The following is a 26,102-nucleotide window of genomic DNA, read 5'->3' as shown; positions in this document are numbered from 1 at the left end:
GCGCGGCGGGCGGGCGCGCCGGTTGTGGGTACGTGCCGAGGATCACCGAAATGCCAGCTCGGACTGTGAGGAACCCGTGAGCGTGCAACCGTCGGAGGGGGGCATGCGTCACTTTGGGCGCCAGGGTTCCTCGCCGAGATGGGTTGAGCATGTCGTTGGGTCTGCTGAGGGTAGTCGCCGCCGTGGTGGCGGCCGGTGTGCTGGCGGGGTGCGGGACTTTCCGCGCGCCGCAGGTGCGCGGCGGCCAGGGGGACAGCGGCCAGCAGGAGACGGCTGGCGTAGACACGGCCGGCGAGGACACCGCGCCCGCGCCGGACACGGCGCCGGTGCGGTCGAAGCCGCCCGCGACCCGGATCACCTATCCGGCGGACGGGTCGCGGCGGTGGCTGGTGGCGGCGGGGCAGAGCGGACCGGCGGCGGGGCGGGGCGGGACGTTGCTGCGCTACCGGGTGCTGGTGGAGCGGGACATCGAGGGGCTGGCCACGGCGACGTTCGCCAATGCGGTCGCGGTCACGCTCGGGGCGAAGGACGGGTGGACCGCCGGCGGGCAGTGGCGGTTCGAGCGGGTGGGTGCCGGGCAGGCGTACGACTTCACCATCTATCTGGCGACCCCGGACACCCGGGACGAGCTGTGCCGCGACGTGCCGGACGGCTACACGTCGTGCCGCAGCGGCGACAAGGTGGTGCTCAACGTCGCGCGGTGGGTGAAGGGCGTTCCCTCGTACGGCAAGGATCTCGCGTCCTACCGCCGCTACATGGTCAATCACGAGGTGGGCCACCGGCTGGGGCACGGGCACGAGCTGTGTCCCGGGCCGGGCGAGCCGGCGCCCGTCATGCAGCAGCAGACGCTGGGCCTGCACGGATGCGAGCCGAACGACGCGCCCTACGTGCACGGGGAGAGCTATCACGGGCCGTCCGGCGCGTACCCCGATGAAACGCCCGCGCGCGAGAAGGGCCGCGCGTAGCAGAATCGTCGCCGTGGCGTTGATCGATGTGGTGCGGAGCGGGACGGCGGCCGGGATCGTGCTCGGGGTGCGCAGCGGCGACCGAGTCGACGTGCAGGTGGCCGGGCTGCGGGGGCCCGGGGGCGCGCCGCTGACGGTGGACACCCCGTTCCCGGTGGCGTCGATCACCAAGCCGGCGACCGCGGCGCTGCTGCACGCCCTGCACGCGCGGGGAGACCTCGATCTGGACGTACGGGCGTGGCACGACGCCACGTGGCGGGAGCTGCTGCGGCACACCGGCGGGGCGGGGCCGGACTACGAGGGCGGGATCGAGCGGTTCGGCAACGGGGACGGCGCCCCGGCGGCGTACGCGGAGCATCCCGAGCGGATCGCGTGGCTGGGCGCGCCCTGGTCGTACGCGAATCCGGGGTATTGGCTGGCCGGCGCGCACGCGGCGGCAGTGAGCGGGAGTCCCTTCGCGCGGGGCCTGCGGGAGCTGGTGCTCGACCCGGCGGGCGCGACGGGCGCCGACAGCCGGCCGTGGCGTGACGATCCCGCGCTGCTGGCCCACGACGACCCCGATCCGCGGCGCAACTCGTACCTGGCCATGCCGCGGGTGCGCGTACCGTCGGGGGGTCTGCGGGCGACGGTGGGTGACGTGCTGGCGCTGGCGGCAGCGACCTGGCCGGGCGGTGCCCTCGGCGATCTCGGGGTGCTCGGCGAGGCGCCGTTCGCCGACGCGTACGGCGGGCGACCGGCAGCCCGGTCGCCGCCGCCACCGGCGCGAGGCCCGGCTGGGTGGCGACCCGCACGTCGTGCCCGGCCGCCCGGCACGCCCACGCCAGTGGCACCATCGGGAAGAGGTGGGACTGCCAGCCCCAGGCGACGAAGAGGATCCGCACGGCGGCCTCAGCCGACCCGGCCCTCGACCAGCCGCAGCGGCGTGCCGGTCGCAGTCACTCCGGTCCACGTCAGGCCGGCCCGGGCGTAAAGCGCGGCCCATTGCTCCGCGGTGCGTTCGCGGCCGCCCATCACAAGCAGCATGTGCAAGTCCATGAGCGCGTCCCACGGCGTCTCCGGCGGATCGGCGACGAGCTGTTCGAGCAGCACGACCCGGGCTCCGGGACGGGCCGCCCGCACGCAGTTGGCGAGCACCTGGACGCACGCGTCGTCGTCCCACATGTGCAGCACCTGCCGGATGAGGAACAGGTCGCCCGCCGGCACCGCCTCGAAACAGTCGCCGGCGATCAGCTCGCACCGGTCCGCGAGCGGAGGCGAGCTGAGCTCCGGCAGCGCCGAGGCGATGGCGTGCGCGCGGTCGAACAGCACGCCGTGCACGTCCGGATAGCGCTCGAGCAGGGACAGCACCACGCTGCCGTGCCCGCCGCCGACGTCGACGAAGCGGTCGGCCCCGGTCATGTCGAGGGCGTCGAGCACCAACGGGTTCATCGCCCGGGACTGAGCGGCGAAACCCCGCAGCGCCGCCGCCCCCGCCGCGTTGTCGTCCTCGGCGAACCACGTGAACAGGTCTTTGCCGTACCGCTCCTTGAATGCGCACCGGCCGCTGCGGACGCTGGCCGCCAGCTGTCCCCACATCTCCCAGCCCCAGCTGGAGCCGGTCAGCATGATGTCGGTCAGCGGAACCTCGGCGTCCGCGCGCAGCGCCCGGGAGGCCTCGCTGTGCGAGTACCAGCCGGGGCGGTCCTGCCGGAACACCCCGAAGGCCACCAGCGCCCGCATCAGCCGGGTGAGGGCGTCGGCGTCCGCGCCCACCGCGGCGGCCAGCTTCTCCACCGGCACCGGCTCCTCGCCGATCGCGTCGGCCAGCCGCAGCTGCGCGCCGGCCTGCACCACGGCGCTGGCCCACATGCCCCAGCCGAGCTCCGCGACCGCCTGCGCCGCGGGCGGGCCGATCACGGGTGCGCCCGTGCATGCGGCGGGGACACCCACCGCTGTGGTCGTGTCGTCGGTCATGACGGTCCCTCCGTTGAGTCGATGACGCGTCGTCCCTCGAGGACGACGACGGGCGCCTGCTCGAAGCCGGCCAGCCGGGTGCGCCGCACGGTGACCCAGCCGGCCCTGCCCAGCAGGGCCTCGTACTCGTCGCCGGTCCGTGCCCGGCCACCGGTCAGCACCATGAACTCCACGTCGTTGGCATGCACGTGGGACGGGCAGGCGCTGTCCTCCCAGTCCACGACGACCAGCCGACCGGCGGGCGCCGACGCGGCCGCACAGGCACGCAGCACCTGCCCGGCGTCCTCGTCGGGCAGGTCGCAGAGGATGTTCTTGAGCAGGTGGACGTCGCCTCCGGCCGGAACCGCCTCGCGGAAGTCACCGGCGACCAGCTCGGCCCGGCCCTCCTCCAGCGGCGCGGCGAGCGCGGCGGCGGCGTACGGTATTGCCCAGGGCAGGTCGAAGAGGACTCCGGCGGCCCACGGGGCGGCGCGCAGCACCTCGGCCAGCACGGTGCCCGGGCTGCCGCCCACGTCGACCACCCGCCGGGCGCCACCGAGATCGATCGTGCGGACCAGCGCGGTGGCCGCCTCCGCGGACAGGGCTGCCGAGGTCTCCGCGTAGGCCCTGGCCTCGGCCGGATGGTCCGCGTACCAGTCCCAGTGACTACGCCCCAGCACCAGCTCGCTGGCCGGCCGGCCGGTCCGGACCACATCCGCGACACGCTCCCACGGCCGGGTCATCCCGGGCCCGTTCACCGCGACGGTGAAGCCGGCCAGCGACGGCACCTCGGTGCGCAGCAACGAGCCGCGCCGGGTGAGCGCGAACGTCCCGTCCGGACCGGCGGTCACCAGCTCGTGCAGCACGCACACGCGCAGGAAGCGGTGCAGGCTGGGCGCGTGGGCGCCGATGAGCGCGGCCAGCTCCGCGGCACCCAGCGGCCCGCGGGCCAGGTGGTCGGCGAAGCCGAGCTCCGCCATGCCCCGCATCACCAGACCGGCGGACCACTGGTACGGCACCAGCTCACCCAGCGCCTGGATCGGCCGGAACCCGTCTCCGTCGGATCCCACGCGCATCCCCTCCGTCCGGTCTCGTGGCCGCCGGGCGGCGCGCCGGCCCCACCGTCGCAACCAGATCTCGCGCACGGCTGGAGCGCCGGTGGATGAGCCCGGGCCGAGGTGGACCGCGGCTCCAGCGCGGCGGCCGACCATGACGCCGGCGGGACCCACCGCCGTGGGGCGCGACGGACGGGAGCAGACGATGGGTGAGCGCACGGCACTGGTCACAGGAGCCAATCGCGGGCTCGGGCGGGCTGTGGCGAGCCTGCTGCTGGCCCGGGGTCACCGGGTCCTGGTGACGGCGCGCGACCTCCGGGCGGCGAAGGACACCGCGGCGGAGCTGGGGCCGGGAGCCACGGGACTGCGGCTGGACGTCACCGATGCCGCCGGCGTGGAGCGCATCCGGCGGGAGGCGGGGCCGGTGGACGTGCTGGTGAACAACGCCGGGGTGCAGCTGGACTGGGGGCTGGACCCGGTCCGGGTGCCGGTGGAGCTCGTCCGGACCCACCTGGAGGTGAACACCCTGGGGGCCTGGCAGCTGACCGCGGCGCTGCTGCCGGGCATGACGGCGCGCGGCTGGGGCCGGGTCGTGATGGTCTCCAGCGGCATCGGCACCTTCGCTTCGGGGCTGTTCCCGGCCAGCCCGGCCTATTCGCTGTCCAAGGCGGCGCTGAATGCCACCACGGTGCTCTTCGCCGGCACGGCCCGGAACTCCGGCGTGCTCGTCAACGCGGTGAACCCCGGCCTGGTCCGGACCCGCATGCGCCCCGACGCCAGCCGCGAGGCGCCGGAGGCAGCCGCGGACGTGCTCGCCGCGGTGCTGCTGCCCGACGACGGCCCGACCGGGGTCCTGTTCCGCTCCGGCCGGGTGGTGCCGTGGTGACCCGGGCGCTCAGAGCCCGCCGGCGACGTTGACGACACTGCCCGTGACGTTGCCGTTGGCCGCGGATCCGAGAAACAGCACGACGTTGACGACGTCGTCGACGGTGGAGAATCTGAGGTGCGGCATGCCCTCGTCGAGGATCCGCCGGGCCTGCCCGGGGCTCAGGCCGTCGATCCGCTCCCGCAGGGCGGGCGGCAGCTTGCCCAGCAGTCCGTCGGTCAGGGTCGGGCCCGGCGCCACGACGTTGCACAGGATGCCGTCGCCGATCAGCTCCGTGGCCAGCGACCGGCTGAGCCCGTGCAGGGCCGCCTTGCCGGCGGTGTAGGCCTCCTCGCCGGCCCGCCCGTGGGACACGATGCTCGCCGACATGAAGACGATGCGGCCCCAGCCCCGCAACCGCAGCGCGGGCAGAGCCGCCTGCACGCTGTGGAAGGCGCCTTCGACCTCCGTACGGACCTGAGGCACCCAGGTGCTGACCGGGACCCGCTCGAAGGGCACCGGCCGCGGGCTGGGCCCACCGGTGGCCGAGGCGTTGACCACGAGCACGTCGATGCCGCCCCACCGGTCGAGCACGGCGGCCGTGGCCACCTCGATCGAGTCGCGATCGGTCAGGTCGTACGGGACGGCCATGGCTTCCGCGCCCGCCTCCTCGATGTCGCGGACCACCGCCTCGGCGAGCCCGGCGCGGCGATGGTAGGTCAGCGCCACCTGGGCGCCCTCGGCGGCGAAGCGCCGGGCGAGCGGCCGGCCGATGCCGCCGCTGCCCCCGGTGAGCAGGACGACTCTGCCCTTCAACCCCAGTTCCACGATTCCTCCGACCAGTCGGTACGTGCTGCCGCGCGGCCGGCAGGTCGCGGGCCCGCGGGAGGTGTCTAGCGGGGGCCGCTCGCACCCCGCTGGACTCCAGCGCCCCTCAACCACCGGTCCAGCGGCCGCTCGCAGCATGAACCCCGGCACATCGCGGCCCGCCCTCCGGCGGGTCCGCCCGGAGCCGCCGACCTGCCGACGAAAGGAGCTCGCACATGGCGAGCAACGCCCCCGTGACGAAACTCGATCTGCCGGGCATCATCCAGCTGGGCATGGACTTCGGCAGCGCGAAGGTGCTGCTGACGGCCAACGAGCTCCACCTGTTCACCGTGCTCGACGAGCACGGGCCGGCCACCGAGCCGCAGGTCCGTGAGCTGCTCGGCCTGCATCCGCGCGGGTCCCGGGAGTTCCTCAACGCGCTGGTCAAGCTGGGCCTGCTGCACCGCGACGAGGGCCGTTACCGCAACACCCCGGCCGCCGACACCTACCTGGTCAAGGGTCGTCCCGCCTATGTCGGGCGGTTCCTCGACCGCTCCAGCAGCGTGCTCTACGGCGCCTGGGGCGGCTTCACCGAGTCGCTGCGCACCGGCGAGTCGCAGATCGAGGGTCACGGCAACGACAACATGTTCAAGCACCTCTACCGCAACGAGGAGCAGATGCGCGACTTCGTCGCCATGATGGACGCCCTCAACTCCGCGGTCGGCCCGGTGCTGGCGGAGGCGTTCGACTGGTCGGACCGCACGACCGTCGTCGACATCGGCGGTGCTCGCGGCAACCTGGCGGCCGGCCTGGTCAAGGCGCACCCGCACCTGCGCGCCACCGTCTTCGACCTGCCCCCGGTCGAGGCCGCGTTCCGCGACCACATCGGCGAGCTCGGCCTCACGGACCGCATCACCTTCCAGGGCGGCGACTTCTTCGCCGATCCGCTGCCCACCGCGGACGTCGTCATCTTCGGTCACGTGCTGGAGGACTGGTCGGCCGAGCGCCGTCAACAGCTGATCAGCAAGGCCTACGAGGCGCTGCGCCCGGGTGGGGTGGTGCTGGTCTACGACCCGATGCTCGACGACGAGCTCAGCCCGCTCAACAACTTGCTCACGAGTCTCACCATGCTCGTCGTCACGCACGGCGGCTCGGAGTACACGGTGGACGCCTGCCGGGGCTGGATGCGGACGGCGGGCTTCGCCCGCAGCGAGGCGAAGGTGCTGGAGACCAACGACATCCTCGTCGCCGGACACAAGGCCTGACCGCCGGGGCATCGGATGCGACGGCCCCGCCGCCGCGTCCGGTGCGGGAAGGAGAGGACAGTGGTGGCGGCGCTCAGTGTGCTGGTCCTGCTCGGCAGCGGCCTCACCGCCGGGGTCCTGTTCGCCGTGGCGCTCAGCGTCATGCCGGCGCTCCGCGCGATGCCCGCGGACCGGTACGTCTACACGCACAAGCTGATCGGCCGGCACTGGGATCCCACGATGCCGGTGATCGTACTCGGCTCCTCGGGACTGGCGGTGACCCTCGCCGTGCTCGGCTCCGGGACCGCGCGTGCCCTGTACGCGACCGCGGCCGTCCTGCTCCTCGGGGTGTCCGTGGTGTCGCACCTCTGCAACGTGCCGATCAACCGCCGGGTGAAGGCGGTCGATCCGGCTGCCGTGCCCGCCGACTGGCAGGACCCGCGACGGCTCTGGCGCGACTGGAATCTGGTCCGCACCGGCCTGGCCGTCCTGGCGCTGCTGGTGCTCGGCACCGCGACGGCATTCGGCTGACACCACGAAAGGGCGGCGACAGCATGCGACTGGCAGTCAATGTGCCCCTGCAAGGGGCGGCCGAGGCCGTACAGGAGGCCGAGCGGCTCGGCTTCGACACGGCGTTCGTCCCCGAGGGCTATCGCTCCGACGCGGTGAGCCTGCTCGGCTATGTGGCCGCGCGAACCAGCCGGATCCACCTGGCCTCGGGCGTCTTCCAGATCCCGGGCCGTACCCCGGTGATGGCGGCGATGACCACCGCGATGCTCGACAACCTGTCCGGCGGCCGCTTCCGGGTCGGACTGGGCATCGCCAACGCGCACGTCACGGAGGGCTGGCACGGCATGCCGTTCGCCCGGCCGCTGGCGCGCACCCGCGAGTACGTCGCCGTCCTGCGCGCCGCGCTCGCGGGCGATCACGTCGTGCATCAGGGCGAGCACTACCGGATCCCGCTGCCGGGCGGCCAGGGCGACGGCTTCCGGCTGGCGGGCTCGCTCGTCAGCCCGTACGTCCCGATCTATCTGGCGGCCGTGGGACCGCGCTCGCTGGAGCTGGCCGGGGAGATCGCGGACGGCTGGTTCGGCGTCTTCTGCTCGCCGGAGCGGGTCATCGAGGCGGTCGCCCGGCTGCGCGCCGGCCGGGAGCGGACCGGCCGGGACCTGACGGGTTTCGAGGTCATCCCGTCGGTGCCCCTGGTTGTCGGCGACGACCCGCGGACCTGCGCGGACGCCGTCCGGCCCTACGTGGCGCGGTTCGTGAGCCTCGGCGACGGCGCCGGCAACTTCTACTACGCGTTGCTGGAGCGCACCGGGCACGGCGCCGCCGCGGCGCTGGTGGCCGAGCGCTTCCGTGGCGGCGACCTGGCGGGCGCTGCAGCGGCCGTGCCGTTCGAGTTCGTCGACGCCACGTCGCTGCTGGGACCGCCCGCCCGGATCGCGTCGAGGCTGGCCGCCTACGAGGCCGCCGGTGTCACCACGATCGCCCTGTCCCCGTTCTCCCCGGACCCGGCGGACCGGCTCAACGCCCTGCGCGTCGCCGCGGACGCGCTCGCCGGCCCGGACCCGGCCACCGCTGAGGAGCGTCATGTCCACTGATCAGGCCCTGTCATTCCCGTTCGCGGCGACCGGCACGCTCGAGCTGCCCGGCGAGTTCGCCGCCCTCCGCGCCGGCACGCCCGTCGCGCCGGTCACCCTGCCCACCGGCGACCGGGCGTGGCTCGTCACCCGCTACGCCGACGTCCGCAGCGCGCTGGCCGATTCCCGGCTGAGCCGGGCCGCCGCCGAGGCGCCCGACGCCCCCCGGATGGGCAACACCCGCCCTGGCGCCAAGACGATCCTGGGCATGGACCCGCCGGACCACACCCGGCTGCGCCGCCTGGTGATGCAGGCCTTCACCGCCCGCCGGGTGGCCGCCCTGCGCCGGCACATCCGCGAGCAGGCCGAGGAGCTGGCCGGGCTGGTGCTGGTGGCACCCCGCCCGGTGGACCTCATGAGCTGCTTCGTCACCAGCCTGCCGATCAAGGTCATCTTCGAGCTGCTGGGCGTGCCCTGGGCGGACCGGGACCGGCTGCACGCTTTGAGCGAGATCATCTTCGCGCTGGGCGAGCGGACGCGCGAGGAGGTCGCCGAGGCACGCACGCAGATCGAGAGCTATCTGGCGGACCTCATCGCGCTGCGCCGCGCCGAGCCCGCCGACGACCTGCTCGGCCTGCTCGTCCACGCGCGCGACGAGGAGAACCGGCTCACCGAGGAGGAGCTGCTCAACTTCGCCCTGATCCTGCTCACCGTCGGGCACCAGAGCACCGCCAACACGCTCGGCAGCGCGCTGTTCCTGCTGTTGCGCCACCCCGATCAGCTCGCCGCGTTGCGCGCGGACCCCGGCCTGATCGGCCCGGCGGTCGAGGAGCTGCTGCGCTTCAACCCGTTCGTCTTCACCGGTACGCAACTGCGGGTGGCCCTGGAGGACATGGAGCTCGGCGGGGTCACCGTGCGCGCCGGCGAGGCCGTCATCTGCGCGCTCGGCTCGGCCAACCACGACGAGTCGGTCTTCGACGACCCCGGGCGGCTCGACATCACCCGGGCCGTCAACCCGCACCTGGCGTTCGGCTTCGGGATCCACCACTGCCTCGGCGCCCAGCTGGCGCGGCTCGAGATGCAGGTGGCCATCGAGACGCTGGTGCGCCGCCTGCCCGCGGACGCGCACCTCGCCGTCCCGGAGCACTGGCTGACCTGGAAGACCGGGCTCACCGCGCGCGCCCTGGTCAACCTGCCCGTGACGTGGTGAGTGCCGTGCCCGGCTCCTGGCGTATCGAGGTCGACCGCGGCTCTTGTCGCGGGACCGGCATCTGCACCGTGACGGCTCCCGGCCGGTTCACCGTCGACGGCGGCCTCCGGGCCGGCCCGGTCGACCCCGTCATCGAACCCGACGACACCGTGCTGGACGCCGTGGACTCCTGTCCGCTGGGCGCCATCAGCGTCCTCGACACGGCCACCGGCCGTGTCGTCGCATCACCCGACGTGACCGGCTGAGGCCGGCCGTCCTACGGCGTGGCCCCGCCACGCATCCGAGGAGGAACTCATGTCCGAGTCCATGGGGCGGCGGCGCCTGCTGCGCACCGGCGTCGCCGGCCTGACCGGTGTGGCGACGGCGGCGGTCGCCGCGCCGATGCTGGGCGCCGAACCCGCGGCGGCGGCCGGCTCGATCGTCCAGGCCCCGCTGCCGGTCGGCAACTGGCTGGCGATCGTCACCTTCGTCGACCCGCCCGGCACGGTCGAGCGCAACCTGTTCACCTTCGCCTACGACGGCACCTTCGCCCACGCCGGTGGCGCTTCGGTGACCGGGCTGGGCTGGTGGCGGCCCGCCGCCGGCAACGGGTTCCGGTACGGCTGGCGGCACTTCGCCTTCGACGGCGACACCTACGTCTTCATGGTGGAAGGCGCCCAGACCGCGGTCCTGAACGGCAAGACGTTCACCTCCCAGGGCACAGGCAAGGCGATCGACGACAACGGCACGGTGCTCTTCACGGTGACAACCCAGGTGTCGGCGACCTGGTACGGCCCGGCGTGAGCCCCGGCGGAGGCCGCCCGCCGGCCACGAGGAGGCGCTGATGTGCGGCATCACGGGGTGGGTCGACTTCGGCCGGGATCTGCGCACCGAGGCGAGCGTGCTGGCGGACATGACGGCCACCATGACCCGGCGGGGCCCGGACACCGGCGGGGTGTGGCTCGCGCCGCACGCCGCCCTGGGCCACCGGCGGCTGGCGGTCATCGACATCGAGGGTGGCCGGCAGCCGATGATCGCCGAGGAGGACGGACGGCCGCTCGCCGTGCTCACGTACTCCGGAGAGATCTACAACTTCGTCCAGCTGCGCTCGGAGCTGGAGACGCGCGGGCACCGCTTCCGGTCGCGCAGCGACACCGAGGTGGTGCTGCGGGCCTACCTGGAGTGGGGGGAGCACTGCGCCGAGCGGTTCAACGGCATGTACGCCTTCGCGATCTGGGACGTGCGCCGGGAGGAGCTCGTGCTCGTCCGTGACCGGGTGGGCATCAAACCCCTCTACTACTACCCGACCGCCGAAGGGCTGCTCTTCGGCTCGGAGCCGAAGGCGATCCTGGCCCATCCCGCGGTGGACCGGGTGGTCGACGCGGACGGCCTGCGGGAGCTCTTCGCCGGCGTGAAGACCCCGGGAGCCGGGGTGATCCGCGGCATGCCCGAGCTGGCGCCCGGCCACGTGCTGCGGATCGGCCGGTCCGGCACCACGATCCGCCGGTACTGGTCGCTGGCCGCGCACGAGCACACCGACGACCTACCGGCCACGATCGACACCGTACGCGGCCTGCTCACCGACATCGTGCGGCGTCAGGTGGTCGCGGACGTACCGCTGTGCACCATGCTGTCCGGAGGCCTCGACTCGAGCACCCTGACGGCGCTGGCCGCACGGGCGACGGCCGGTTCCGGCGAGCGGGTCCGCACGTTCTCGGTGGACTTCGTGGGCTACGCCGACAACTTCGAGCCCGACCTCACCCATCCGACGGTCGACTCGCCGTACGTGCAACAGGTCGTCGACCATGTCGGCGCCGACCACTCGCATGTGCTCCTCGGCAACGCGGAGATGACCCTGCCGGAGATCCGCTCGGCGGTCGTGGAGGCGATGGACTGGCCGGTGCTGATCGCCGGTCCCGGCAGCATGGACATATCCCTCTATCTGCTGTTCCGGGCCATCCGGCAGCACTCGACCGTGGCCCTGACCGGGGAGTCGGCGGACGAGCTGTTCGGTGGCTATCCATGGTTCCACCATCCCGAGTACGGGGCGCCTGGCACCCTGCCGTGGAGCCTGGCACACAACCTGGGCTTCCCGGCTCTCTTCGGTCCGGTGCGTGCCGCGCTGGACGTGACCGGATACCAGCACGAGCAGTACCGGGCCGCCGCGCGCGAAGTGCCGGTGTTACCGGGCGAGCCAGGCCGGGAGCGGGTCGCCCGCGCCACCACCTATTTCTTCCTCACCCGGTTCATGCGGACCCTGCTGGACCGCAAGGACCGGCTGAGCATGGCGCTGGGACTCGAGGTGCGGGTGCCCTTCTGCGACCACCGCCTGCAGGAATACGTCTTCAACACCCCGTGGAGCATGCGCACGTACGACGGCGGGTGGAAGAGCCTCCTGCGCGGGGCCGTGTCGGACCTGTTGCCCGCGCCGGTGCTCAACCGGCCGAAGACCGGCTACCCGGTGTCCAACGACCCCTCGTACGACCAGGTGGTGCGCGAGGAGCTCGGCAAGCTGCTGGCCGGCGGCGACGCGGCGGTCGAGCCGTTGCTCAACCCGGTGGTGGTCCGCGACATCCGGACCGACCCGGCCGCCGCGGCCCAGCTGACCCGCACGGAGGTGGACACCGCACTGCACCTGAACGAATGGCTGTCGAGGTACCGGCTGCAGCTGCAGCTGTGACCTCCGTCGACCCGGAGAGGACGCGGTCGTGAGCTCGTACACCGCACCGTCCGCGCCGCAGGCCCGCCCGCGCGGGTTCGGCGCGCTGTTCCTGACCGACCTGTGGGAGCGCTTCGGCTTCTACGGCATGCAGGCCATCCTGGTGCTGTACGCCGCGGCACCCCGGGACGAGGGCGGGCTGGGACTGCCCCGCACCAGTGCCGCCGCGCTGTTCGGCGCGTACCTGGGCCTGACCTTCATGATGTCGCTGCCCGGCGGCTGGATCGGGGACAGGATCCTCGGCACCCGCCGCGCGGTGCTGTGGGGGGCGCTGGCGGTCACCGGGGGGTACGCGGCGCTGGCCGTCCCTGCGGTGGCCGCGACCCCGCCGGGACTCCTGCTGGTGTCACTCGGCACGGCACTGCTCAAACCCAACCTGACCACCATGCTGAGCCTCATCTACGGGCGTGACAGCCACGGCCGGGAGGCCGGCATCTCCCTGTTCTACGTGGGCATCCAGATCAGCGCCCTGCTCGGTCCGCTGGTGACCGGCTTCCTCGGCGAGACCGTCGACTGGCACCTCGGCTTCGCGGCCGCCGCGGCAGCGATGGTGCTCGGCGTGCTGCAGTACCTGGCCGGATACCGCCGCTTCGGGGCGACCGGCGCGGCGCCGGCCCGGCCGATCGCGGCAGCCGACCTGGCCGTGGTGGTCCGGCGCACGACGATCGTCGTGGCCGCGGTGCTGGTCGTCGCCGTCGCGATCGTGGCCGGTGGCCGGGGCAGCGCGGAGCTGGCCATCATCGTCGTCGGCCTCTGCGCGCTCGTGCTGCCGGTGGTGTGTTTCTTCCTGTTGCTCCGCCGGCCGGAGCTGAGCGACACCGACCGGTCCCGCATGCGCTCGTTCCTCTGGATCCTGTTCGGCGCCGCACTGTTCTGGATGGTGGTCGGTCAGGACGGAGCGCTGCTGAACTTGTTCGCCCAGGAGTCCACCGACCGGCGGCTGCTCGGGATCACCGTGCCGGCGAGCTGGCTGCAGTCGGCGACCCCGGTCTTCATCCTGCTGCTCGCTCCGCTGCTGGCGCGCTGGTGGACCACCCGGGGCACCCGGGCCACCGCCCCGGTCAAGTTCTCCGCCGGGCTGGCCTTCGCCGGGATCAGCTTCCTCCTCATGGCCGTGGCCGCCCAGCTCGCCACCGCGGGCGACGTGTCACCGGCCTGGCTGCTGAGCGTCTACCTGCTGCACGCCTGCGGCGAGCTGGTCATCGCCGCGGTCGGCATCAGCGCCGCGGTGGATGCCGCACCGCGCACCCACGCCGGGCAGATGATCGGGGTCTGGTGGCTGTTCAGTGCGATGGGAGCGGGTCTCAGCAGCCAGATCGTCCGGCTCGCCGAGGTGGTGCCGGAAGCCGTCTACTACCTCGGGCTGGGACTGCTGGTCAGCGGCTACGGCGCGGTCGTGCTGGCCCGCCGCCACCACATCGTCCGGGGGCTGAGCGTGCCGGCCGGCACCGGCACCGGCCCGGGTGCGGCGGTCGAGGAGCCCTGGGAGCTGTCCCCGGGTGTCACGGCGCCGCGCACCTGATCCACGGCACCCGTCCGGCGGCCGGTCCCCTCCCCGGGGCCGGCCGCCGCTGTCACCGGCGAGCGAGCGGCCCTCAAGCGGTGTTCGATCTGCCCGCGATGCGCCTTGCCCACGATGAATCCGGCACCGATGCGCCGGCGTGGCGCGGCCACGCCGGCGTCCCGCCCGAGGACAAGGAGACCTCTGTGCACCGCACATTGATCGTCGCCCGGATGCGACCGTCCGAGGCGGACGCCGTCGCGTCCATCTTCGCCGAGTCGGACGCGACCGAGCTGCCTCACATGATCGGCGTCTCGCGGCGGACGCTCTTCCGCTTCCACGACCTCTACTTCCATCTCGTGGAGGCCGGCGACGACATCACCGGCAACCTCTACGAGGCCCGCAAGCACCCGCTCTACGCCGACGTCAACAAGCGGCTGGCCGAGCACATCAGCCCGTACGACCCGGGCTGGAAGGAGCCGAAGGACGCCATGGCCTCGCCGTTCTACGTCTGGACGCCGCAGACGGGAGCGGTCCGTGGCTGACGACATCCGCACCGTGCGAGCCGATGACGTGGCGCCCAACCGGCGGCGCGGCGGCGACATCCGGGTGCTGCTGAGCCCGCGCACCGTCGGCTCGACCTCAGGGTTCTTCGGCACGCTGACGCTGCGGCCGGGCGAATTCGTCGCCGAGCACTACCACCCGCACTCCGAGGAGTTCCTCTACGTCGTCAGCGGCTCCCCGGCCCTGCGCCTCGACGGCGGCCCGGAGGCGGGCGGCAGCCTGGTGCAGCTCTTCCCCGGCGCGGCCGTCATGGTGCCGATCGGGACACGGCACCGGCTGGAGAACTCCGCGGACTCCCCGGCCGAGCTCGTCTTCCACCTCAGCCCGCTGGCGCCCCGCCCCGAGCTGGGCCACGTGGACACGGAGACGCTGCCCGCCGCCGGCGAGCCACAGCTGAACGTGGGCGGGGCCCGATGAGCGCACGCACGGCCGTCATCACCGGCATCGGCGTGGTCGCGCCCGGTGGCACCGGCACCAAGGCCTACTGGGAGCTGCTCACCTCCGGGCGCACGGCGACGCGGGAGATCTCGTTGTTCGACGCGACCGCCTTCCGGTCCCGGGTGGCCGCGGAATGCGACTTCGATCCCCTGCACGAGGGCCTGTCCCCGCAGGAGGCCCGCCGCATGGATCGCGCGGCCCAGTTCGCCGTGGTGGCCGCCCGCGAGGCGTGGGCCGACAGCGGCCTCGACCGGAACCGCCTCGATCCGGCACGGACCGGGGTGAGCCTGGGCAGTGCCGTCGGCTGCACCATGGGACTGGAGGAGGAGTACGTCGTCCTCAGCGACTGTGGCCGCCAGTGGGAGGTCGACCCGGACTACCGGGTGCCGCACCTCTACGGCTACATGGTGCCGAGCACCCTCGCGGTCGAGGTGGCGTGGGCGTCGGACGCCGAGGGGCCGGTCTCGCTGACCTCGACCGGCTGCACGGCCGGCCTGGACTCCGTCGGGGCCGGGGTGCAGATGCTGGTCGACGGCGCCGCGGACGTCGTCGTCGCCGGGGCCACCGACGCACCCATCTCCCCGATCTCGGTGGCCTGCTTCGACGCCATCCGCGCGACGACGCCGAGCAACGGCGATCCGGAGCACGCGTCCCGCCCGTTCGACCTGCACCGCGACGGCTTCGTCCTGGGCGAGGGCGCGGCGGTGCTGATTCTCGAGGAGAAGACGGCGGCACAACGGCGGGGGGCCCACATCTACGCCGAGATCGCGGGGTACGCCAACCGCAGCAACGCCTTCCACATGACCGGTCTCAAGCCGGACGGCCGGGAGATGGCCGAGGCGATCCGGGTGGCGCTCGGCCAGGCACGGCTCGACCCGGGCGCGGTGGACTACATCAACGCGCACGGCTCGGGCACCCGGCAGAACGACCGGCACGAGACCGCGGCGTTCAAGCGGAGCCTCGGCCCGCGCGCGTACGAGGTACCGGTGTCGTCGATCAAGTCGATGGTCGGGCACTCCCTCGGCGCGATCGGGTCGATCGAGATCGCGGCGTGCGCCCTGGCGATCGAGCACTCGGTGGTGCCGCCGACGGCGAACCTGCACCACCCGGACCCGGAGTGCGACCTGGACTACGTGCCGCTGACCGCACGCGAGCAGCCGGTGGGCACCGTGCTCTCGGTGGGCAGCGGGTTCGGCGGTTTCCAGTCGGCCATGCTGCTGACCCGGCCGGGTGCGGCGTGACGGCGGTCGTCACCGGCATCGGGGTCGCCGCCCCGACCGGCATGAGCCTGGCGGAGCACTGGTCCCGGCTGCTCGAGGGCAGGTCCGCGATCGGCCCGATCACGCGGTTCGCCACCGACCGCTATCCGGTCCGGCTGGCCGGCGAGGTCGGCGGGTTCCGGGTCGCCGAGCACGTGCCCGGCCGGCTGGCGGTGCAGACCGATCACTGGACCCATCTCGGCCTCACCGCTGCGGCGCAGGCGCTGGCCGACGCGGCGGTCGATCCGGCGGCCCTGCCCGAGTACGAGATGGCCGTGGTGACCGCGAGCTCGTCCGGCGGCACCGAGTTCGGTCAGCGCGAGATCCACGGACTGTGGTCGCAGGGGCCGGACCATGTCGGCGCCTACCAGTCCATCGCCTGGTTCTACGCCGCGACGACGGGTCAGATCTCGATCCGGCACGGGATGCGCGGCCCGTGCGGGGTCGTCTGCGCCGAGCAGGCCGGCGGGATCGAGGCCGCGGCGCGCAGCCGTCGCCTGCTCGGCACCGGTGCGCGGGTGGTGCTCACCGGTGGCACCGACGCGTCGCTGTGCCCGTACGGGTTGACCGCCCAGCTGTCGACGAACCTGCTCAGCGAGCGCGGTGACCCCGCGGAGGCGTACCTGCCGTTCGACGAGCGGGCCAACGGCTACGTCCCGGGCGAGGGCGGCGCGATGCTCGTCGTGGAGGAGGAGCAGGCCGCGGCCGAGCGGGGTGCCCCGCAGGTCTACGGGCGGCTGGCCGGCTTCGGGTCCAGCTTCGACCCCGCCCCCGGCTCGTCCCGGCCGCCGGGCCTGCGCCGGGCCGCGGAGCTGGCGCTGGCCGATGCGGGGATCACGCCGGCCGGCATCGGGATCGTCTTCGCCGACGCCGCCGGGAGCGCGGAGCCGGACCAGCGGGAGGCGGAGGCGATCACCGCGCTGTTCGGGCCGGGCGGCGTACCCGTCACCGCCCCGAAGACGATGACGGGCCGGCTGTATGCCGGGGGCGCGCCGCTCGATCTGGTCGCCGCCCTGATGTCCCTGCGGCACGGGGTCGTGCCGCCCACCGCCGGGGTCACCCGGCCGGTGCGCGACCACCGGCTCGACCTCGTCACCGAGCCGCGGCGCACGCGTGCGTCCGCCGCTCTGGTGCTGGCCCGCGGACACGGCGGGTTCAACGCGGCTGCGGTGGTCGCTGCCGCCGGCCCTTCCTGAGAGGAAGCACCATGCCCGAGAAGTTCACCCTGGACGACCTGCGCCGGATCATGCGTGAGTGCGCCGGCGAGGACGAGGACACCGACCTCTCCGGCCGCATCGACGAGGTGCCGTTCCCCGAGCTCGGCTACGACTCGCTGGCGCTGCTGGAGATCGCGAGCCGGATCCAGCGCGAGTACGGCATCCCCATGCCCGACGAGTCCATCGAGGCGATGAGCACCCCCGACGCGACCGTCGGCTACGTCAACGCGCGATTCGCCGCGATCTGAGGAGGAAAGATGGCGCACCAGAGCGGCGGGACGCCCGGCTCCGCCACCCGCACCGCGCACCCCGGCGGCAGCGGGCACACCGACAACTCCGTACTGATCAAGGCGCCGATGGACCTGGTCTGGGAGATGACCAACGACGTGCCGTCGTGGCCGCGGCTGTTCAGCGAGTACGCCGCGGCCGAGGTGCTGGACCGGCGCGGGGACACGGTCGTCTTCCGGCTCACCATGCACCCGGACGAGGAGGGCCGGGTGTGGAGCTGGGTGTCGCAGCGCACTCCCGACCCGGCCACCCGGACGGTGCGCGCGCACCGGGTGGAGACCGGGCCGTTCGAGTTCATGCACATCACATGGGAGTACGCCCAGGAGGAGGACGGCGTCCGGATGCGCTGGGTCCAGGACTTCCACATGAAGCCGGACGCGCCCGCCGACGACGCCGGCATGACAGCGCACCTCAACCGCAACACCGCCGTGCAGATGGACCGGATCCGGACGCTGGTGGAACAGGCCGCGGCCGCGCCGGACACCCGATGAGCGCGCTGACCGGCGCCCTGCTGACCGTGGCGGTGGGGTGCAACGGGCTGGGAGCCGGCGTGATGCTTTCCACGGTCATCGGGATCGTCCCGCTGACGCTCGCTCTGCCGTACGACCGCTACGTGCACACCATCCAGTTCCTGTGGCCCCGTTACGACCCCTTCATGCCGATCACCCACGGCATCACCTTGCTGGCGGACCTGGCGCTGGTGCTCGTGTCGGAGGGGCCGGCGCGGTGGCTGTTCGCCGTCGCGGCGGGGCTGCTCGCCGTCGTGATGGCGATATCGGTCGTGAAGAACGTGCCGGTGAACCGGTACGTGATGGCGCTCGACCCGCGGCAGCAACCGCCGGACTGGTCCCGGGTGGACCCGCGCCGGCGCTGGCGTGCCTGGAACCTCTTGCGCACCTGCCTGGCGGTGCTGGCGCTGGTCGCCAACGCCGCCGGCGCCGCGGCGCTGACCTGATCGAGGAGGAGAGACATGACGCTGCAACTGCACGGCAAGAAGGTGCTGGTCACCGGTGGCAGCCGGGGCATCGGCCGGGGCATCGTCCTGGCGCTGGCCCGGGCCGGCGCGGATGTGCTCACCTGTTACCGCACCGAGGGCGAGGCGGTCGAGAGCCTGGCGCGCGAGCTCAAGGCCGGCCCAGGGGAGCACCACCTGGTCCGCGCCGACGTCAGCGACGCGGCCGACGTGGAGCGGCTGGCCGAGCAGGCCCGGGTCCGCTTCGGCCGCCTCGACGCGCTGGTGAACAACGCCGGGGTGATCAGCCACGTCCCGTTCGCGGAGCTGTCGGCGGACGAGTGGCGGCGGGTCGTCGGCAACAATCTGACCGCCCCGTTCACCGTCACTCAGGCCGTCCTGCCGCTGCTGGGCGAGGGCGCCTCGGTGGTGAACGTGGGCTCGCGGGTGGCGACGATCGGCATCCCGCTGCGCGCGCACTACACGGCGTCGAAGTCCGGGCTGATCGGCCTGACCCGGTCGCTGGCCAAGGAGCTGGGGTCCCGCGGCGTCCGGGTGAACGTGGTCGCGCCCGGACCGATCGAGACCGAGGAGCCTGTACGCCCGGAGGTGCTTGAGCGGTATCGCACGATGATCCCGCTGGGCCGCCTGGGCCGCCCGGACGAGATCGCGGGCGCGGTGCTCTTCCTCGTGAGCGACCTGGCCTCGTTCGTCAACGGTGCGACGATCAACGTGGACGGGGGGATCTGAGATGGGCGCACCGGACGTCGTCTTCCGGGTGCTGCTGCGGATGGAGATCCATCCCGGGCGGGAGCGGGAGTTCGAGGACACCTGGCACCGGGTGGGACACGAGATCACCGGCCAGCCGGCGAACCTGGGGCAGTGGCTGTGCCGCAGCACCACCGAGGACTCGGTCTACTACGTGATCAGTGACTGGGTGGACGAGCCGCGGTTCCGCGAGTTCGAGCACAGTCCCGAGCACGTGGGGCACCGGACCAAGCTCCACCCCTACCGGTCGGCGGGCAGCATGGTCACCATGTCGGTGGTGCACCGAATGGCCGGTGCCGGGGCGCCGGGCGCATGAGCGCGGGCCGGGCCCGGGTGCTCATCTTCGCTGCCGCCCCTGTGGACGACGCGGACGCGGTCGGCCGCGCCTATCACCGGATCAGCCGTGAGCTGGCGGGCACGCCCGGGCTGATCCGCAACGAACTGCTGCGCGACACCACCGACGGCAGCCGGTTCGTGGTGATGAGCGAGTGGGAGAGCCTCGAACTCTTCCGGAACTGGGAGCGCGGAGCGGCGCACAAGGGCACGACGGCGCCGCTGCGTCCCCTGCAGGACGGCTCACGCGGCGCCGCGTTCGGTATCTACGAGGTCGCCGCGGCCTACTGACCGCGGCGACCGGCACGCCGGCGGGGTTGCCGGTCACCAGGTGACCGGAAGCTCCGCCGGCCGGCTGAAGGCGACGCCCGAGCTCCAGCGCAGACCGTCCTCGCCGCCGGCGACGGCCAGCCGGGGCATCCGCCTCAGCAGGGCGTCGAGCACCACCTCGAGCTCCATCCGGCCGAGCTGGGCGCCGAGACAGTGGTGGATGCCGTAGCCGAAGGCCAGGTGCAGGCGCGGGTTGCGGGACAGGTCGAAGACGTCGGGCGCGGGGAAGACGTCCGGGTCGCGGTTGGCCGCGTTGATGGACGGCAGGATCGCCTCGCCCGCGCGGACCAGGACACCGGAGACCTCGACGTCCTCGACGGCGATGCGCAACGCGCCGAGTCCGCCGCCCGCCTGGGACAGGCGCAGCAGCTCCTCGACCGCCGCCGGCACGAGGGTCCGGTCCGCGGCCAGCCGGCGCCACTCCCCGGGCAGCCGTTGCAGTGTCAGGACGGCGTGGGCGATGCCGCTCGTGGTCGCGTGGTAGCCGGCTCCGAGCAGCGTGTAGCCGAAGGCCAGGAGCTCCTCCTGGCTGAGCCGGTCGCCGCCGTCGCGGGCGTCGATGAGCAGCTTGAGCAGATCATCGGCGGGTTGCGCGCGCTTCGTCTCGATGAGCTGGGTCAGATAGTCGTTGAGGTGGTTCCGCGCCGTGATGACCTCGTCGCGGCGGGACGCGTCGAAGCTGAGCATGACGTCGGTCCACGACCGGAACTGGCCGACATCGGAGAAGGGCACCCCGAGCAGCTCGCAGATGACGGTGATGGGCAGTGGCTGGGCCAGCCCCGCCATGAGGTCGGCGGGGGCGCCCGCGGACAGCATGCCGTCGATCAGCTCACCGGTGATGTGCTCCACCCGTGGCCGCAACCGGAGGATCCGGCGAGGGTTGAACGCCCGCGACACCAGCCCGCGCAGCCGGCTGTGCTCCGGCGGGTCCATCACGAAGATCGACTTGGAGCCCTGGGCGATGGGCAGCAGGCGGGGCGCGCCCGGCGCGGTGATGGCCTCCCGGCTGAACCGGGGATCGGTCAGCACCATGCGGACATCGGCGTGCCGCGTGACCAGCCAGGCGAGGTCGCCGGTGGGCAGGGTGACGCGGGTGAGCGGCTCCCGGGCCCGCAGCCGGGCGTATTCCGCCGGCGGCTCGAGGGGATCGGCGGAGCTGAACGGGAAACCGGCGGCTCGGACGGGCTGCGCAGTCATGCGGGGTCCTCCAGGGACGGAGTGGTCGGAGCCCGCACCGTCGCAGAACCCGCTCGAAGACCACTGAACCGCCGGCGGGCACCGGGTCCACCGACTTTCCAGACCTTTGCGAGCCGCACCCCGCAGGCTCGCCGCAGAGTCGTACCCGGCCGGGCCCGCCGGCGGGGCGTCGCGGCGGTGCCCCGGTGCGCCGCGGTCTGCGAAGGGATCTCGATGGATCTTGAGCTGCAAGGCAGGAGGGTGCTGGTCACGGGCGGCACCGGCGGGGTCGGCCGGGCCACCGTGCTGGCGTTCGCCCGGGCCGGGGCCGACGTCGTCGCGGCGTACCACCGGGACAAGGCCGCCGCGGACGAGCTGGTGCAGGCCGCGGCCGGCGCCCCGGGCCGGGTGGAGGCGGTCCGGACCGACGTCACCGACGAAGACGCGGTGGCCGGGCTGGCGGCGGAGTGCCGGCGCGTGCTGGGCGGGCTGGACGTGCTGGTCAACAACGCGGGGGTGGACGGCAGCGCGGCGGCCGCCGGGCTGACCCCGCAGGAGTGGCACCGGGTCGTGGACGTGGACCTCACCGGCTGCTTCCTGGTCACCCGGGCACTGCTCGACCAGCTGGGCGACGGCGCATCGGTGATCAACGTCGGCGCGTCCGTCGCCCTGCGCGGCCGTCCCGGCAGTGCTCACTACACCGCGGCCAAGGCCGCGCTGATCGGGCTGACCCGCTCGCTGTGCAAGGAGACCGGCCGCCGCGGCCTGCGCGTCAATCTGGTCGATCCCGGGGTCGTCGACACCGGCGACGGGCCGCCGCCCCCGGTGCGGGCGCGCATCGAGGCCATGACCGCCCTGGGCCGGCTGGCCCGGCCCGACGAGGTGGCCGGGGCCGTGCTGTTCCTGGCCAGCGACCTGTCCCGCTACATCACCGGAGCCACTCTCACCGTAGACGGAGGAATGTGATGCCCTACGCCGCGATCACCTATCGGGTCAAGCCCGGGCACGAGGACGAGATCGCCGAGATCTTCGCCGGGTTCCGGCGGGTGGACACACCGACCCTGCGCAACGCCGGGGGCGCGGAGTCCGGGCGGTTGCTCGGCACCGCGGTGTTCATCCAGAACGACCTGATGGTGCGGGTCATCCACTACGACGGCGAGCTCGCCGACGTCTCCCGGCACATGGCCGGGCAGCAGGGCGTGCATTCGCTGGAGTCCCGCCTCGCGCCCTTCCTGGCCGAGCAGCGGGACACGGGCTCGGCGGAAGGGTTCGACCGCTACTTCCGCAACGCCACCATGCGGTGCATCTCCCAGTTGTCCGTCGACACGCACCCGGCGCGGGGCTGAGCCGTGTCCTCGGACACTGTGGCGCTGGCCGGCCTCGGGGCCATGGGCTCGGGGATGGCTCATGCCCTGCTCGCCGCGGGCTTTCCCGTCGTGGTGCACAACCGGACGCCGGAGCGCGCCGCACCGCTGGCAGCCGCCGGCGCCAGGGTCGCCGCGACGGCCGGGGAAGCGGCGGCCGCAGCCGGCGTGGTGGTGCTCAGCCTCTCCGACGAGGAGGCGGTGGAGGACGTCCTGTTCGCCCGGATGGTGCCCCGGATGGCGCCCGGGACGATCGTCGTGGACACCTCCACCGTGTCGCCGGACTGGTCCCGGCGCGCCGGCGAGCGGCTGGCCGCCCGGGGCGTACGACGGGTGGAGGCCTGTGTGGTGGGCAACCCCGGCATGGCCCGGGCCGGGAAGCTGCGGGTGCTCGTCGCCGGTGACCCCGCGGACGCCGAGGCCGTCCGGCCCGTGCTCGACGCCATCGGCGAGCAGGTCCGCCACCTGGGCGCGGCGGGCAACGCCGCCGTGCTCAAGCTCGTGCTCAACGTCCAGCTCGGGGTGCAGGTCAACGCGCTGGCCGAGGGCGTCGCCCTCGCCGAGGCGGCCGGGCTCGACCGGGACGACGTGCTCGGTGCCGTGGCGGGCAGCGGCTTCAGCTCGCCCGTGCTGGCCTTCCGCGCCGAGCTGATGCGCCGCCGCGCCTACGCCCCGGCGGCGTTCCGCACCAGCCTCATGCGCAAGGACCTGCGGCTCGCCGTCGACCATGCCCGGACCGCCGGCGTGGCCATGCCGGTCACCAGCCGGTCGGCGGACCGCTTCGCGGAGGTCGTCGCCGCCGGGCGCGGCGACGACGACGCCGCCGTGCTCGCCGAGGTCCCGCCCGGCGGCACACCACAGACAACCGTGAGATCCGGAGGAATCATGACGGCCATCGCCGACAACGCCACACCCGCCGACCTGATCGAGCTGGGCACCGCCTTCTGCCGGGCCAAGGTCGTGCTGTCCGCCCTCGAGCTGCGCTTGTTCGCGCACCTGCAGGACGGCCCGCGCACCGAGGAGGAGCTCCGGGCCGCACTCGGCCTGCACGGCCGGGGTACCCGTGATTTCCTCGACGTCCTCGTCGTGCTCGGCCTGCTGCGCCGGGTTGACGGCGGCTACGCCAACGCCCCGGCGGCCGCCCGCTGGCTGGTGCACGGCACCCCCAGCTACGTCGGCGGCTTCCTGGAGCGCGCCGACCACATGCTGTACCCGGCGTGGGGGCGGCTCACCGAGGCCCTGCGCACCGGCGCTCCGCAGGCCGAGGCGGACTACATGGACATGATCGGACACCCGGACCGGTTGCGCCGGTTCGTCGGCATGATGGACGCGCTCAACGGGCTCATCGCGCCGGAGCTGGCCGACGCCTTCGACTTCTCCGCGACCACGACGCTGATGGACGTGGGTGGCGCCCGGGGCAACCTGGTGTGCGGCGTGCTCAAGGCCCATCCCCACCTGAAGGGGCGGGTGTTCGACCTGCCGCCGATGCACCCGCTCTTCGACGAGCACGTCGCCGCCCTCGGCCTCGGCGACCGGGCGGAGTTCGTGGAGGGCAACTTTTTCCACGACGACCTGCCCACCGCCGACACCATCAGCATCGGTCACGTGCTGCACGACTGGGCGCCCGAGGAGCGGCAGATGCTGATCGGCAAGGCGTATGCCGCCCTGCCGCCCGGCGGCACGCTGCTGGTCTACGACCGCATGGTGGCGGAGGAACCGGCCGACCCGGTCAACCTGGTGATCAGCCTCGACATGCTGCTGACCACGAAGGGCGGCGCGGAGTACACCGCGGCCGAGTGCGCCGGCTGGATGACCGCCGCGGGCTTCGCCGCCACCGAGGCACGGCCGCTCGGCGAGTACGACACGCTGGTTGTCGGGCGCAAGCACTGACGGGCGGGCCGATGCGTGTGGGCGTGGGCCTCCCGGCGTCCGTACCGGGGGTGGAGGGACCGCAGCTGCCGGCCTGGGCGCACCGGGCCGAGCAGCTCGGGTTCTCCACCCTCGCGGTGCTGGACAGGCTGGTGTACGGCAACTACGAGTCATTGGTCACGCTGGGCGCGGCCGCGGCGGTGACGCAGCGGATCCGCCTCGCCGCCACCATTCTGATCGCCCCGTACCGGGCCAACGCCGCGTTGCTGGCCAAACAGATCGCCACGGTGGACCGGCTGTCGGGCGGCCGGTTGACCGTAGGGGTGTCGGCCGGCGGTCGTCCGGACGATTTCACCGCCTCGGGCGTCCCCTACGACGGGCGCGGCGCCGTGCTCGACGACATGCTCGCCACCTGGGAGAAGATCTGGGCCGGCGAGCTGCGGGGCTTCGCCGAGCCGATAGGTCCCCGCCCGGCGGGCCGGCCGCCGGTCTGGGTCGGCGGGCACACGCCGGTCGCGATGCGCCGGGCGGCGCGCCACGGGACGGGATGGATCGCCGGTGGCAGTTCCGCCTCCGGATACCGCGAACTCGCCGAGCGGATGCGGCACACCTGGACCGGACAGGGCCGCCCCGGCCGGCCGTACCTGGTGGCCCTGACGTACTTCGCCCTGGGGCCGGGTGCCGCCGGCGCGTCCCGCGACTATCTGCGCCGCTACTACTCGTTTCTGGGGCCGGCGGCGGAGCGGATCGCCGGAAAGGCGCTCACGGAGCCGGCCGCCGTGCGCCGCGCGGTGACGGAATACGCGGCGAGCGGTTGTGACGAGCTTCTTTTCTTCCCCTGCCGTGCAGAAATCGAGCAATTGGATCTTCTGTATGACGCACTTCCGGGCGTTTCCTTTAATGGAACGCTTCCGGACGGCGACCGGTGAGCCGTTTCCGTTATGTTTCGCACTCGACCGCCGGTCGCCGCCCAATGGCGCGCGGGTCGAGCAGGTCGAGGGCGACTCGAGCATCGCTGGACACCGGGCAGATGATGCACGTTCTCGCTTTGTCCACAAGTGAGTACAAGATCGCTCGGATGATCATGCAGGCCCGCAGAGAAGGATCAATCTCGGTGACAGCACGTCACCATTGTGTGCGGATCGGCGCCACGAGCGGGAGAACCGTCACGCAACGCAGTCGGTTCCGGAGCGAAAACCAGACATCATCACGGCGTGTCCGGCCGCGGCGAATATGCATAGACTCGCCGTGTCAGCAAATCAGCGGCGTCAATCTCGGGGGATCAATGCTATTTCGCGTGCTCGGGCCGCTGGAAGTCATCGACCGTTCGGCCGACCTGACTCCCTCCGCTCCCAAGGTGCGGCAGGTGCTTTCCCTGCTGCTGCTCTGCAACAACCAGCCGGTGCACACCAATGAGCTCATCGACGAGCTCTGGGGTGAACGCGCCCCCCGCAGCGCATTGTCCACTCTGCAGACCTACATCTACAAGCTGCGGAAAGTGCTCGGTGACGAGCGCTCGCCCAGCGGCGGGGAGACCCTGCGGACCAAGCCCTACGGCTACGTGCTGTCGATCCCGCGCGAGAGCCTCGACCAGCACCTGTTCCAGCGGCTGGTGACCGAGGGCGCCGCCGCGCTGGAGGCCGGTGACGCCGAGACGGCCGCCGACCGGCTGCAGCGGGGCTTC

Annotated in this window: 29 protein-coding genes and 1 pseudogene; 26 read left to right on the top strand and 4 right to left on the bottom strand. The window is 73.0% G+C overall.

Features of this window, described 5'->3' with window-relative positions; all coding sequences use genetic code 11:
* Positions 1-149 precede the first annotated feature (149 nt).
* Positions 150-965: a DUF3152 domain-containing protein gene (locus RBH18_RS27055; RefSeq protein ID WP_306212635.1), complete on the top strand. Its 816-nt coding sequence runs from the start codon at positions 150-152 to the stop codon at positions 963-965.
* A 13-nt stretch (positions 966-978) separates the two neighbouring features.
* Positions 979-1,935: a serine hydrolase domain-containing protein gene (locus tag RBH18_RS27050; RefSeq protein WP_306212634.1), complete on the top strand. Its 957-nt coding sequence runs from the start codon at positions 979-981 to the stop codon at positions 1,933-1,935.
* Here the strand turns inward: RBH18_RS27050 and RBH18_RS27045 are convergent.
* Positions 1,854-2,918, bottom strand: coding sequence for a methyltransferase (locus RBH18_RS27045; protein WP_306212632.1), 1,065 nt, complete (start codon positions 2,916-2,918; stop codon positions 1,854-1,856). The genes RBH18_RS27050 and RBH18_RS27045 overlap by 82 nt on opposite strands.
* Complete coding sequence (locus RBH18_RS27040; RefSeq protein ID WP_306212630.1) at positions 2,915-3,967, bottom strand: methyltransferase; 1,053 nt, start codon at positions 3,965-3,967, stop codon at positions 2,915-2,917. Before RBH18_RS27040 ends, RBH18_RS27045 begins: the two co-directional genes overlap by 4 nt.
* Positions 3,968-4,157: 190 nt before the next feature.
* On the opposite strand from RBH18_RS27040, the gene RBH18_RS27035 reads away from it, so the two are divergent.
* Positions 4,158-4,838, top strand: coding sequence for an SDR family NAD(P)-dependent oxidoreductase (locus tag RBH18_RS27035; protein WP_306212628.1), 681 nt, complete (start codon positions 4,158-4,160; stop codon positions 4,836-4,838).
* Positions 4,839-4,847: 9 nt separating this feature from the next.
* On the opposite strand, the gene RBH18_RS27030 is transcribed toward RBH18_RS27035, so the two are convergent.
* Positions 4,848-5,645, bottom strand: a complete 798-nt coding sequence (locus RBH18_RS27030; RefSeq protein WP_306212626.1) for an SDR family NAD(P)-dependent oxidoreductase — start codon at positions 5,643-5,645, stop codon at positions 4,848-4,850.
* A 215-nt stretch (positions 5,646-5,860) separates the two neighbouring features.
* Here RBH18_RS27030 and RBH18_RS27025 point away from each other — a divergent pair, with 215 nt between their 5' ends.
* The 18 genes and pseudogenes from RBH18_RS27025 to RBH18_RS26940 all read left to right on the top strand — a co-directional run bounded on the left by RBH18_RS27025 (position 5,861) and on the right by RBH18_RS26940 (position 19,970).
* A complete protein-coding gene (locus RBH18_RS27025) occupies positions 5,861-6,889 on the top strand; it encodes a methyltransferase (RefSeq protein ID WP_306212624.1) in 1,029 nt (342 codons plus the stop codon).
* Positions 6,890-6,952: 63 nt separating this feature from the next.
* The gene (locus RBH18_RS27020) at positions 6,953-7,399 is read left to right on the top strand and encodes an anthrone oxygenase family protein (protein ID WP_306212622.1); all 447 of its coding nucleotides are present in this window, start codon (positions 6,953-6,955) and stop codon (positions 7,397-7,399) included.
* 23 nt (positions 7,400-7,422) lie between these two features.
* Positions 7,423-8,472 carry an LLM class flavin-dependent oxidoreductase gene (locus RBH18_RS27015; RefSeq protein WP_306212620.1) on the top strand — a complete coding sequence of 350 codons (1,050 nt, stop codon included), beginning with the start codon at positions 7,423-7,425 and terminating at the stop codon, positions 8,470-8,472.
* A complete protein-coding gene (locus tag RBH18_RS27010; protein WP_306212618.1) occupies positions 8,462-9,661 on the top strand; it encodes a cytochrome P450 in 1,200 nt (399 codons plus the stop codon). The genes RBH18_RS27015 and RBH18_RS27010 overlap by 11 nt, the downstream gene beginning before the upstream one ends.
* Positions 9,662-9,666: 5 nt before the next feature.
* Positions 9,667-9,906: a ferredoxin gene (locus tag RBH18_RS27005; protein WP_306212616.1), complete on the top strand. Its 240-nt coding sequence runs from the start codon at positions 9,667-9,669 to the stop codon at positions 9,904-9,906.
* 49 nt (positions 9,907-9,955) lie between these two features.
* A complete protein-coding gene (locus RBH18_RS27000; RefSeq protein ID WP_306212614.1) occupies positions 9,956-10,444 on the top strand; it encodes a hypothetical protein in 489 nt (162 codons plus the stop codon).
* Positions 10,445-10,484: 40 nt separating this feature from the next.
* Entirely contained in the window at positions 10,485-12,320 is a 1,836-nt protein-coding gene (gene asnB, locus RBH18_RS26995; RefSeq protein WP_306212612.1) for an asparagine synthase (glutamine-hydrolyzing), read from the top strand.
* A 28-nt stretch (positions 12,321-12,348) separates the two neighbouring features.
* A complete protein-coding gene (locus tag RBH18_RS26990; protein WP_306212610.1) occupies positions 12,349-13,881 on the top strand; it encodes a peptide MFS transporter in 1,533 nt (510 codons plus the stop codon).
* Positions 13,882-14,066: 185 nt separating this feature from the next.
* Complete coding sequence (locus RBH18_RS26985; RefSeq protein WP_306212608.1) at positions 14,067-14,405, top strand: TcmI family type II polyketide cyclase; 339 nt, start codon at positions 14,067-14,069, stop codon at positions 14,403-14,405.
* On the top strand, positions 14,398-14,841 hold the full coding sequence (locus RBH18_RS26980) for a cupin domain-containing protein (protein ID WP_306212606.1): 444 nt from the start codon (positions 14,398-14,400) through the stop codon (positions 14,839-14,841). The genes RBH18_RS26985 and RBH18_RS26980 overlap by 8 nt, the downstream gene beginning before the upstream one ends.
* Positions 14,838-16,103 carry a beta-ketoacyl-[acyl-carrier-protein] synthase family protein gene (locus tag RBH18_RS26975; protein WP_306212603.1) on the top strand — a complete coding sequence of 422 codons (1,266 nt, stop codon included), beginning with the start codon at positions 14,838-14,840 and terminating at the stop codon, positions 16,101-16,103. Before RBH18_RS26980 ends, RBH18_RS26975 begins: the two co-directional genes overlap by 4 nt.
* Entirely contained in the window at positions 16,100-17,317 is a 1,218-nt protein-coding gene (locus RBH18_RS26970; RefSeq protein ID WP_306212601.1) for a ketosynthase chain-length factor, read from the top strand. The genes RBH18_RS26975 and RBH18_RS26970 overlap by 4 nt, the downstream gene beginning before the upstream one ends.
* An 11-nt stretch (positions 17,318-17,328) precedes the next feature.
* Entirely contained in the window at positions 17,329-17,586 is a 258-nt protein-coding gene (locus RBH18_RS26965; protein ID WP_306212599.1) for an acyl carrier protein, read from the top strand.
* A 69-nt stretch (positions 17,587-17,655) separates the two neighbouring features.
* Positions 17,656-18,117, top strand: a pseudogene (locus RBH18_RS26960) (SRPBCC family protein); the annotation flags it as partial.
* Complete coding sequence (locus RBH18_RS26955; protein WP_306212595.1) at positions 18,114-18,581, top strand: DUF1772 domain-containing protein; 468 nt, start codon at positions 18,114-18,116, stop codon at positions 18,579-18,581. The pseudogene RBH18_RS26960 and the gene RBH18_RS26955, both read left to right, overlap by 4 nt.
* A 15-nt stretch (positions 18,582-18,596) precedes the next feature.
* Complete coding sequence (locus RBH18_RS26950; RefSeq protein WP_306212593.1) at positions 18,597-19,328, top strand: SDR family NAD(P)-dependent oxidoreductase; 732 nt, start codon at positions 18,597-18,599, stop codon at positions 19,326-19,328.
* Between the two features lies 1 nt (position 19,329).
* Positions 19,330-19,662 (top strand): antibiotic biosynthesis monooxygenase family protein, encoded by a 333-nt coding sequence (locus tag RBH18_RS26945; RefSeq protein ID WP_306212592.1) that lies wholly within the window; start codon positions 19,330-19,332, stop codon positions 19,660-19,662.
* Positions 19,659-19,970 carry an antibiotic biosynthesis monooxygenase family protein gene (locus RBH18_RS26940; RefSeq protein ID WP_306212590.1) on the top strand — a complete coding sequence of 104 codons (312 nt, stop codon included), beginning with the start codon at positions 19,659-19,661 and terminating at the stop codon, positions 19,968-19,970. Before RBH18_RS26945 ends, RBH18_RS26940 begins: the two co-directional genes overlap by 4 nt.
* A gap of 33 nt (positions 19,971-20,003) precedes the next feature.
* Here the strand turns inward: RBH18_RS26940 and RBH18_RS26935 are convergent, their stop codons facing one another.
* Complete coding sequence (locus RBH18_RS26935; protein WP_306212588.1) at positions 20,004-21,206, bottom strand: cytochrome P450; 1,203 nt, start codon at positions 21,204-21,206, stop codon at positions 20,004-20,006.
* 213 nt (positions 21,207-21,419) lie between these two features.
* On the opposite strand from RBH18_RS26935, the gene RBH18_RS26930 reads away from it, so the two are divergent.
* The 5 genes from RBH18_RS26930 to RBH18_RS26910 all read left to right on the top strand — a co-directional run.
* Positions 21,420-22,151, top strand: a complete 732-nt coding sequence (locus RBH18_RS26930; protein WP_306212587.1) for an SDR family NAD(P)-dependent oxidoreductase — start codon at positions 21,420-21,422, stop codon at positions 22,149-22,151.
* On the top strand, positions 22,151-22,531 hold the full coding sequence (locus RBH18_RS26925; RefSeq protein ID WP_306212586.1) for a SchA/CurD-like domain-containing protein: 381 nt from the start codon (positions 22,151-22,153) through the stop codon (positions 22,529-22,531). Before RBH18_RS26930 ends, RBH18_RS26925 begins: the two co-directional genes overlap by 1 nt.
* Before the next feature lie 3 nt (positions 22,532-22,534).
* On the top strand, positions 22,535-24,439 hold the full coding sequence (locus tag RBH18_RS26920) for an NAD(P)-binding domain-containing protein (RefSeq protein ID WP_306212585.1): 1,905 nt from the start codon (positions 22,535-22,537) through the stop codon (positions 24,437-24,439).
* Between the two features lie 11 nt (positions 24,440-24,450).
* On the top strand, positions 24,451-25,347 hold the full coding sequence (locus RBH18_RS26915; RefSeq protein ID WP_306212584.1) for an LLM class flavin-dependent oxidoreductase: 897 nt from the start codon (positions 24,451-24,453) through the stop codon (positions 25,345-25,347).
* A 368-nt stretch (positions 25,348-25,715) separates the two neighbouring features.
* A partial coding sequence (locus tag RBH18_RS26910; RefSeq protein WP_306212583.1) for an AfsR/SARP family transcriptional regulator occupies positions 25,716-26,102 on the top strand: 387 nt, incomplete at its 3' end.

Origin of the sequence: Actinoplanes oryzae, from assembly GCF_030757795.1 — a bacterium.
GTDB lineage: Bacteria > Actinomycetota > Actinomycetes > Mycobacteriales > Micromonosporaceae > Actinoplanes.
Note: the sequence above shows the minus strand (reverse complement) of the source record. Positions and strands in the feature narration are given on the sequence as shown.

Bases quoted from the DNA above. Each gene is read 5' to 3' on its own strand.
- RBH18_RS27055 (WP_306212635.1), top strand. From the start codon at position 150: ATGTCGTTGGGTCTGCTGAGGGTAGTCGCCGCCGTGGTGGCGGCCGGT.
- RBH18_RS27045 (WP_306212632.1), bottom strand. From the start codon at position 2,918: ATGACCGACGACACGACCACAGCGGTGGGTGTCCCCGCCGCATGCACG.
- RBH18_RS27035 (WP_306212628.1), top strand. From the start codon at position 4,158: ATGGGTGAGCGCACGGCACTGGTCACAGGAGCCAATCGCGGGCTCGGG.
- RBH18_RS27025 (WP_306212624.1), top strand. From the start codon at position 5,861: ATGGCGAGCAACGCCCCCGTGACGAAACTCGATCTGCCGGGCATCATC.
- RBH18_RS27015 (WP_306212620.1), top strand. From the start codon at position 7,423: ATGCGACTGGCAGTCAATGTGCCCCTGCAAGGGGCGGCCGAGGCCGTA.
- RBH18_RS27010 (WP_306212618.1), top strand. From the start codon at position 8,462: ATGTCCACTGATCAGGCCCTGTCATTCCCGTTCGCGGCGACCGGCACG.
- RBH18_RS27000 (WP_306212614.1), top strand. From the start codon at position 9,956: ATGTCCGAGTCCATGGGGCGGCGGCGCCTGCTGCGCACCGGCGTCGCC.
- asnB (WP_306212612.1), top strand. From the start codon at position 10,485: ATGTGCGGCATCACGGGGTGGGTCGACTTCGGCCGGGATCTGCGCACC.
- RBH18_RS26975 (WP_306212603.1), top strand. From the start codon at position 14,838: ATGAGCGCACGCACGGCCGTCATCACCGGCATCGGCGTGGTCGCGCCC.
- RBH18_RS26965 (WP_306212599.1), top strand. From the start codon at position 17,329: ATGCCCGAGAAGTTCACCCTGGACGACCTGCGCCGGATCATGCGTGAG.
- RBH18_RS26955 (WP_306212595.1), top strand. From the start codon at position 18,114: ATGAGCGCGCTGACCGGCGCCCTGCTGACCGTGGCGGTGGGGTGCAAC.
- RBH18_RS26950 (WP_306212593.1), top strand. From the start codon at position 18,597: ATGACGCTGCAACTGCACGGCAAGAAGGTGCTGGTCACCGGTGGCAGC.
- RBH18_RS26945 (WP_306212592.1), top strand. From the start codon at position 19,330: ATGGGCGCACCGGACGTCGTCTTCCGGGTGCTGCTGCGGATGGAGATC.
- RBH18_RS26940 (WP_306212590.1), top strand. From the start codon at position 19,659: ATGAGCGCGGGCCGGGCCCGGGTGCTCATCTTCGCTGCCGCCCCTGTG.
- RBH18_RS26935 (WP_306212588.1), bottom strand. From the start codon at position 21,206: ATGACTGCGCAGCCCGTCCGAGCCGCCGGTTTCCCGTTCAGCTCCGCC.
- RBH18_RS26930 (WP_306212587.1), top strand. From the start codon at position 21,420: ATGGATCTTGAGCTGCAAGGCAGGAGGGTGCTGGTCACGGGCGGCACC.
- RBH18_RS26925 (WP_306212586.1), top strand. From the start codon at position 22,151: ATGCCCTACGCCGCGATCACCTATCGGGTCAAGCCCGGGCACGAGGAC.
- RBH18_RS26915 (WP_306212584.1), top strand. From the start codon at position 24,451: ATGCGTGTGGGCGTGGGCCTCCCGGCGTCCGTACCGGGGGTGGAGGGA.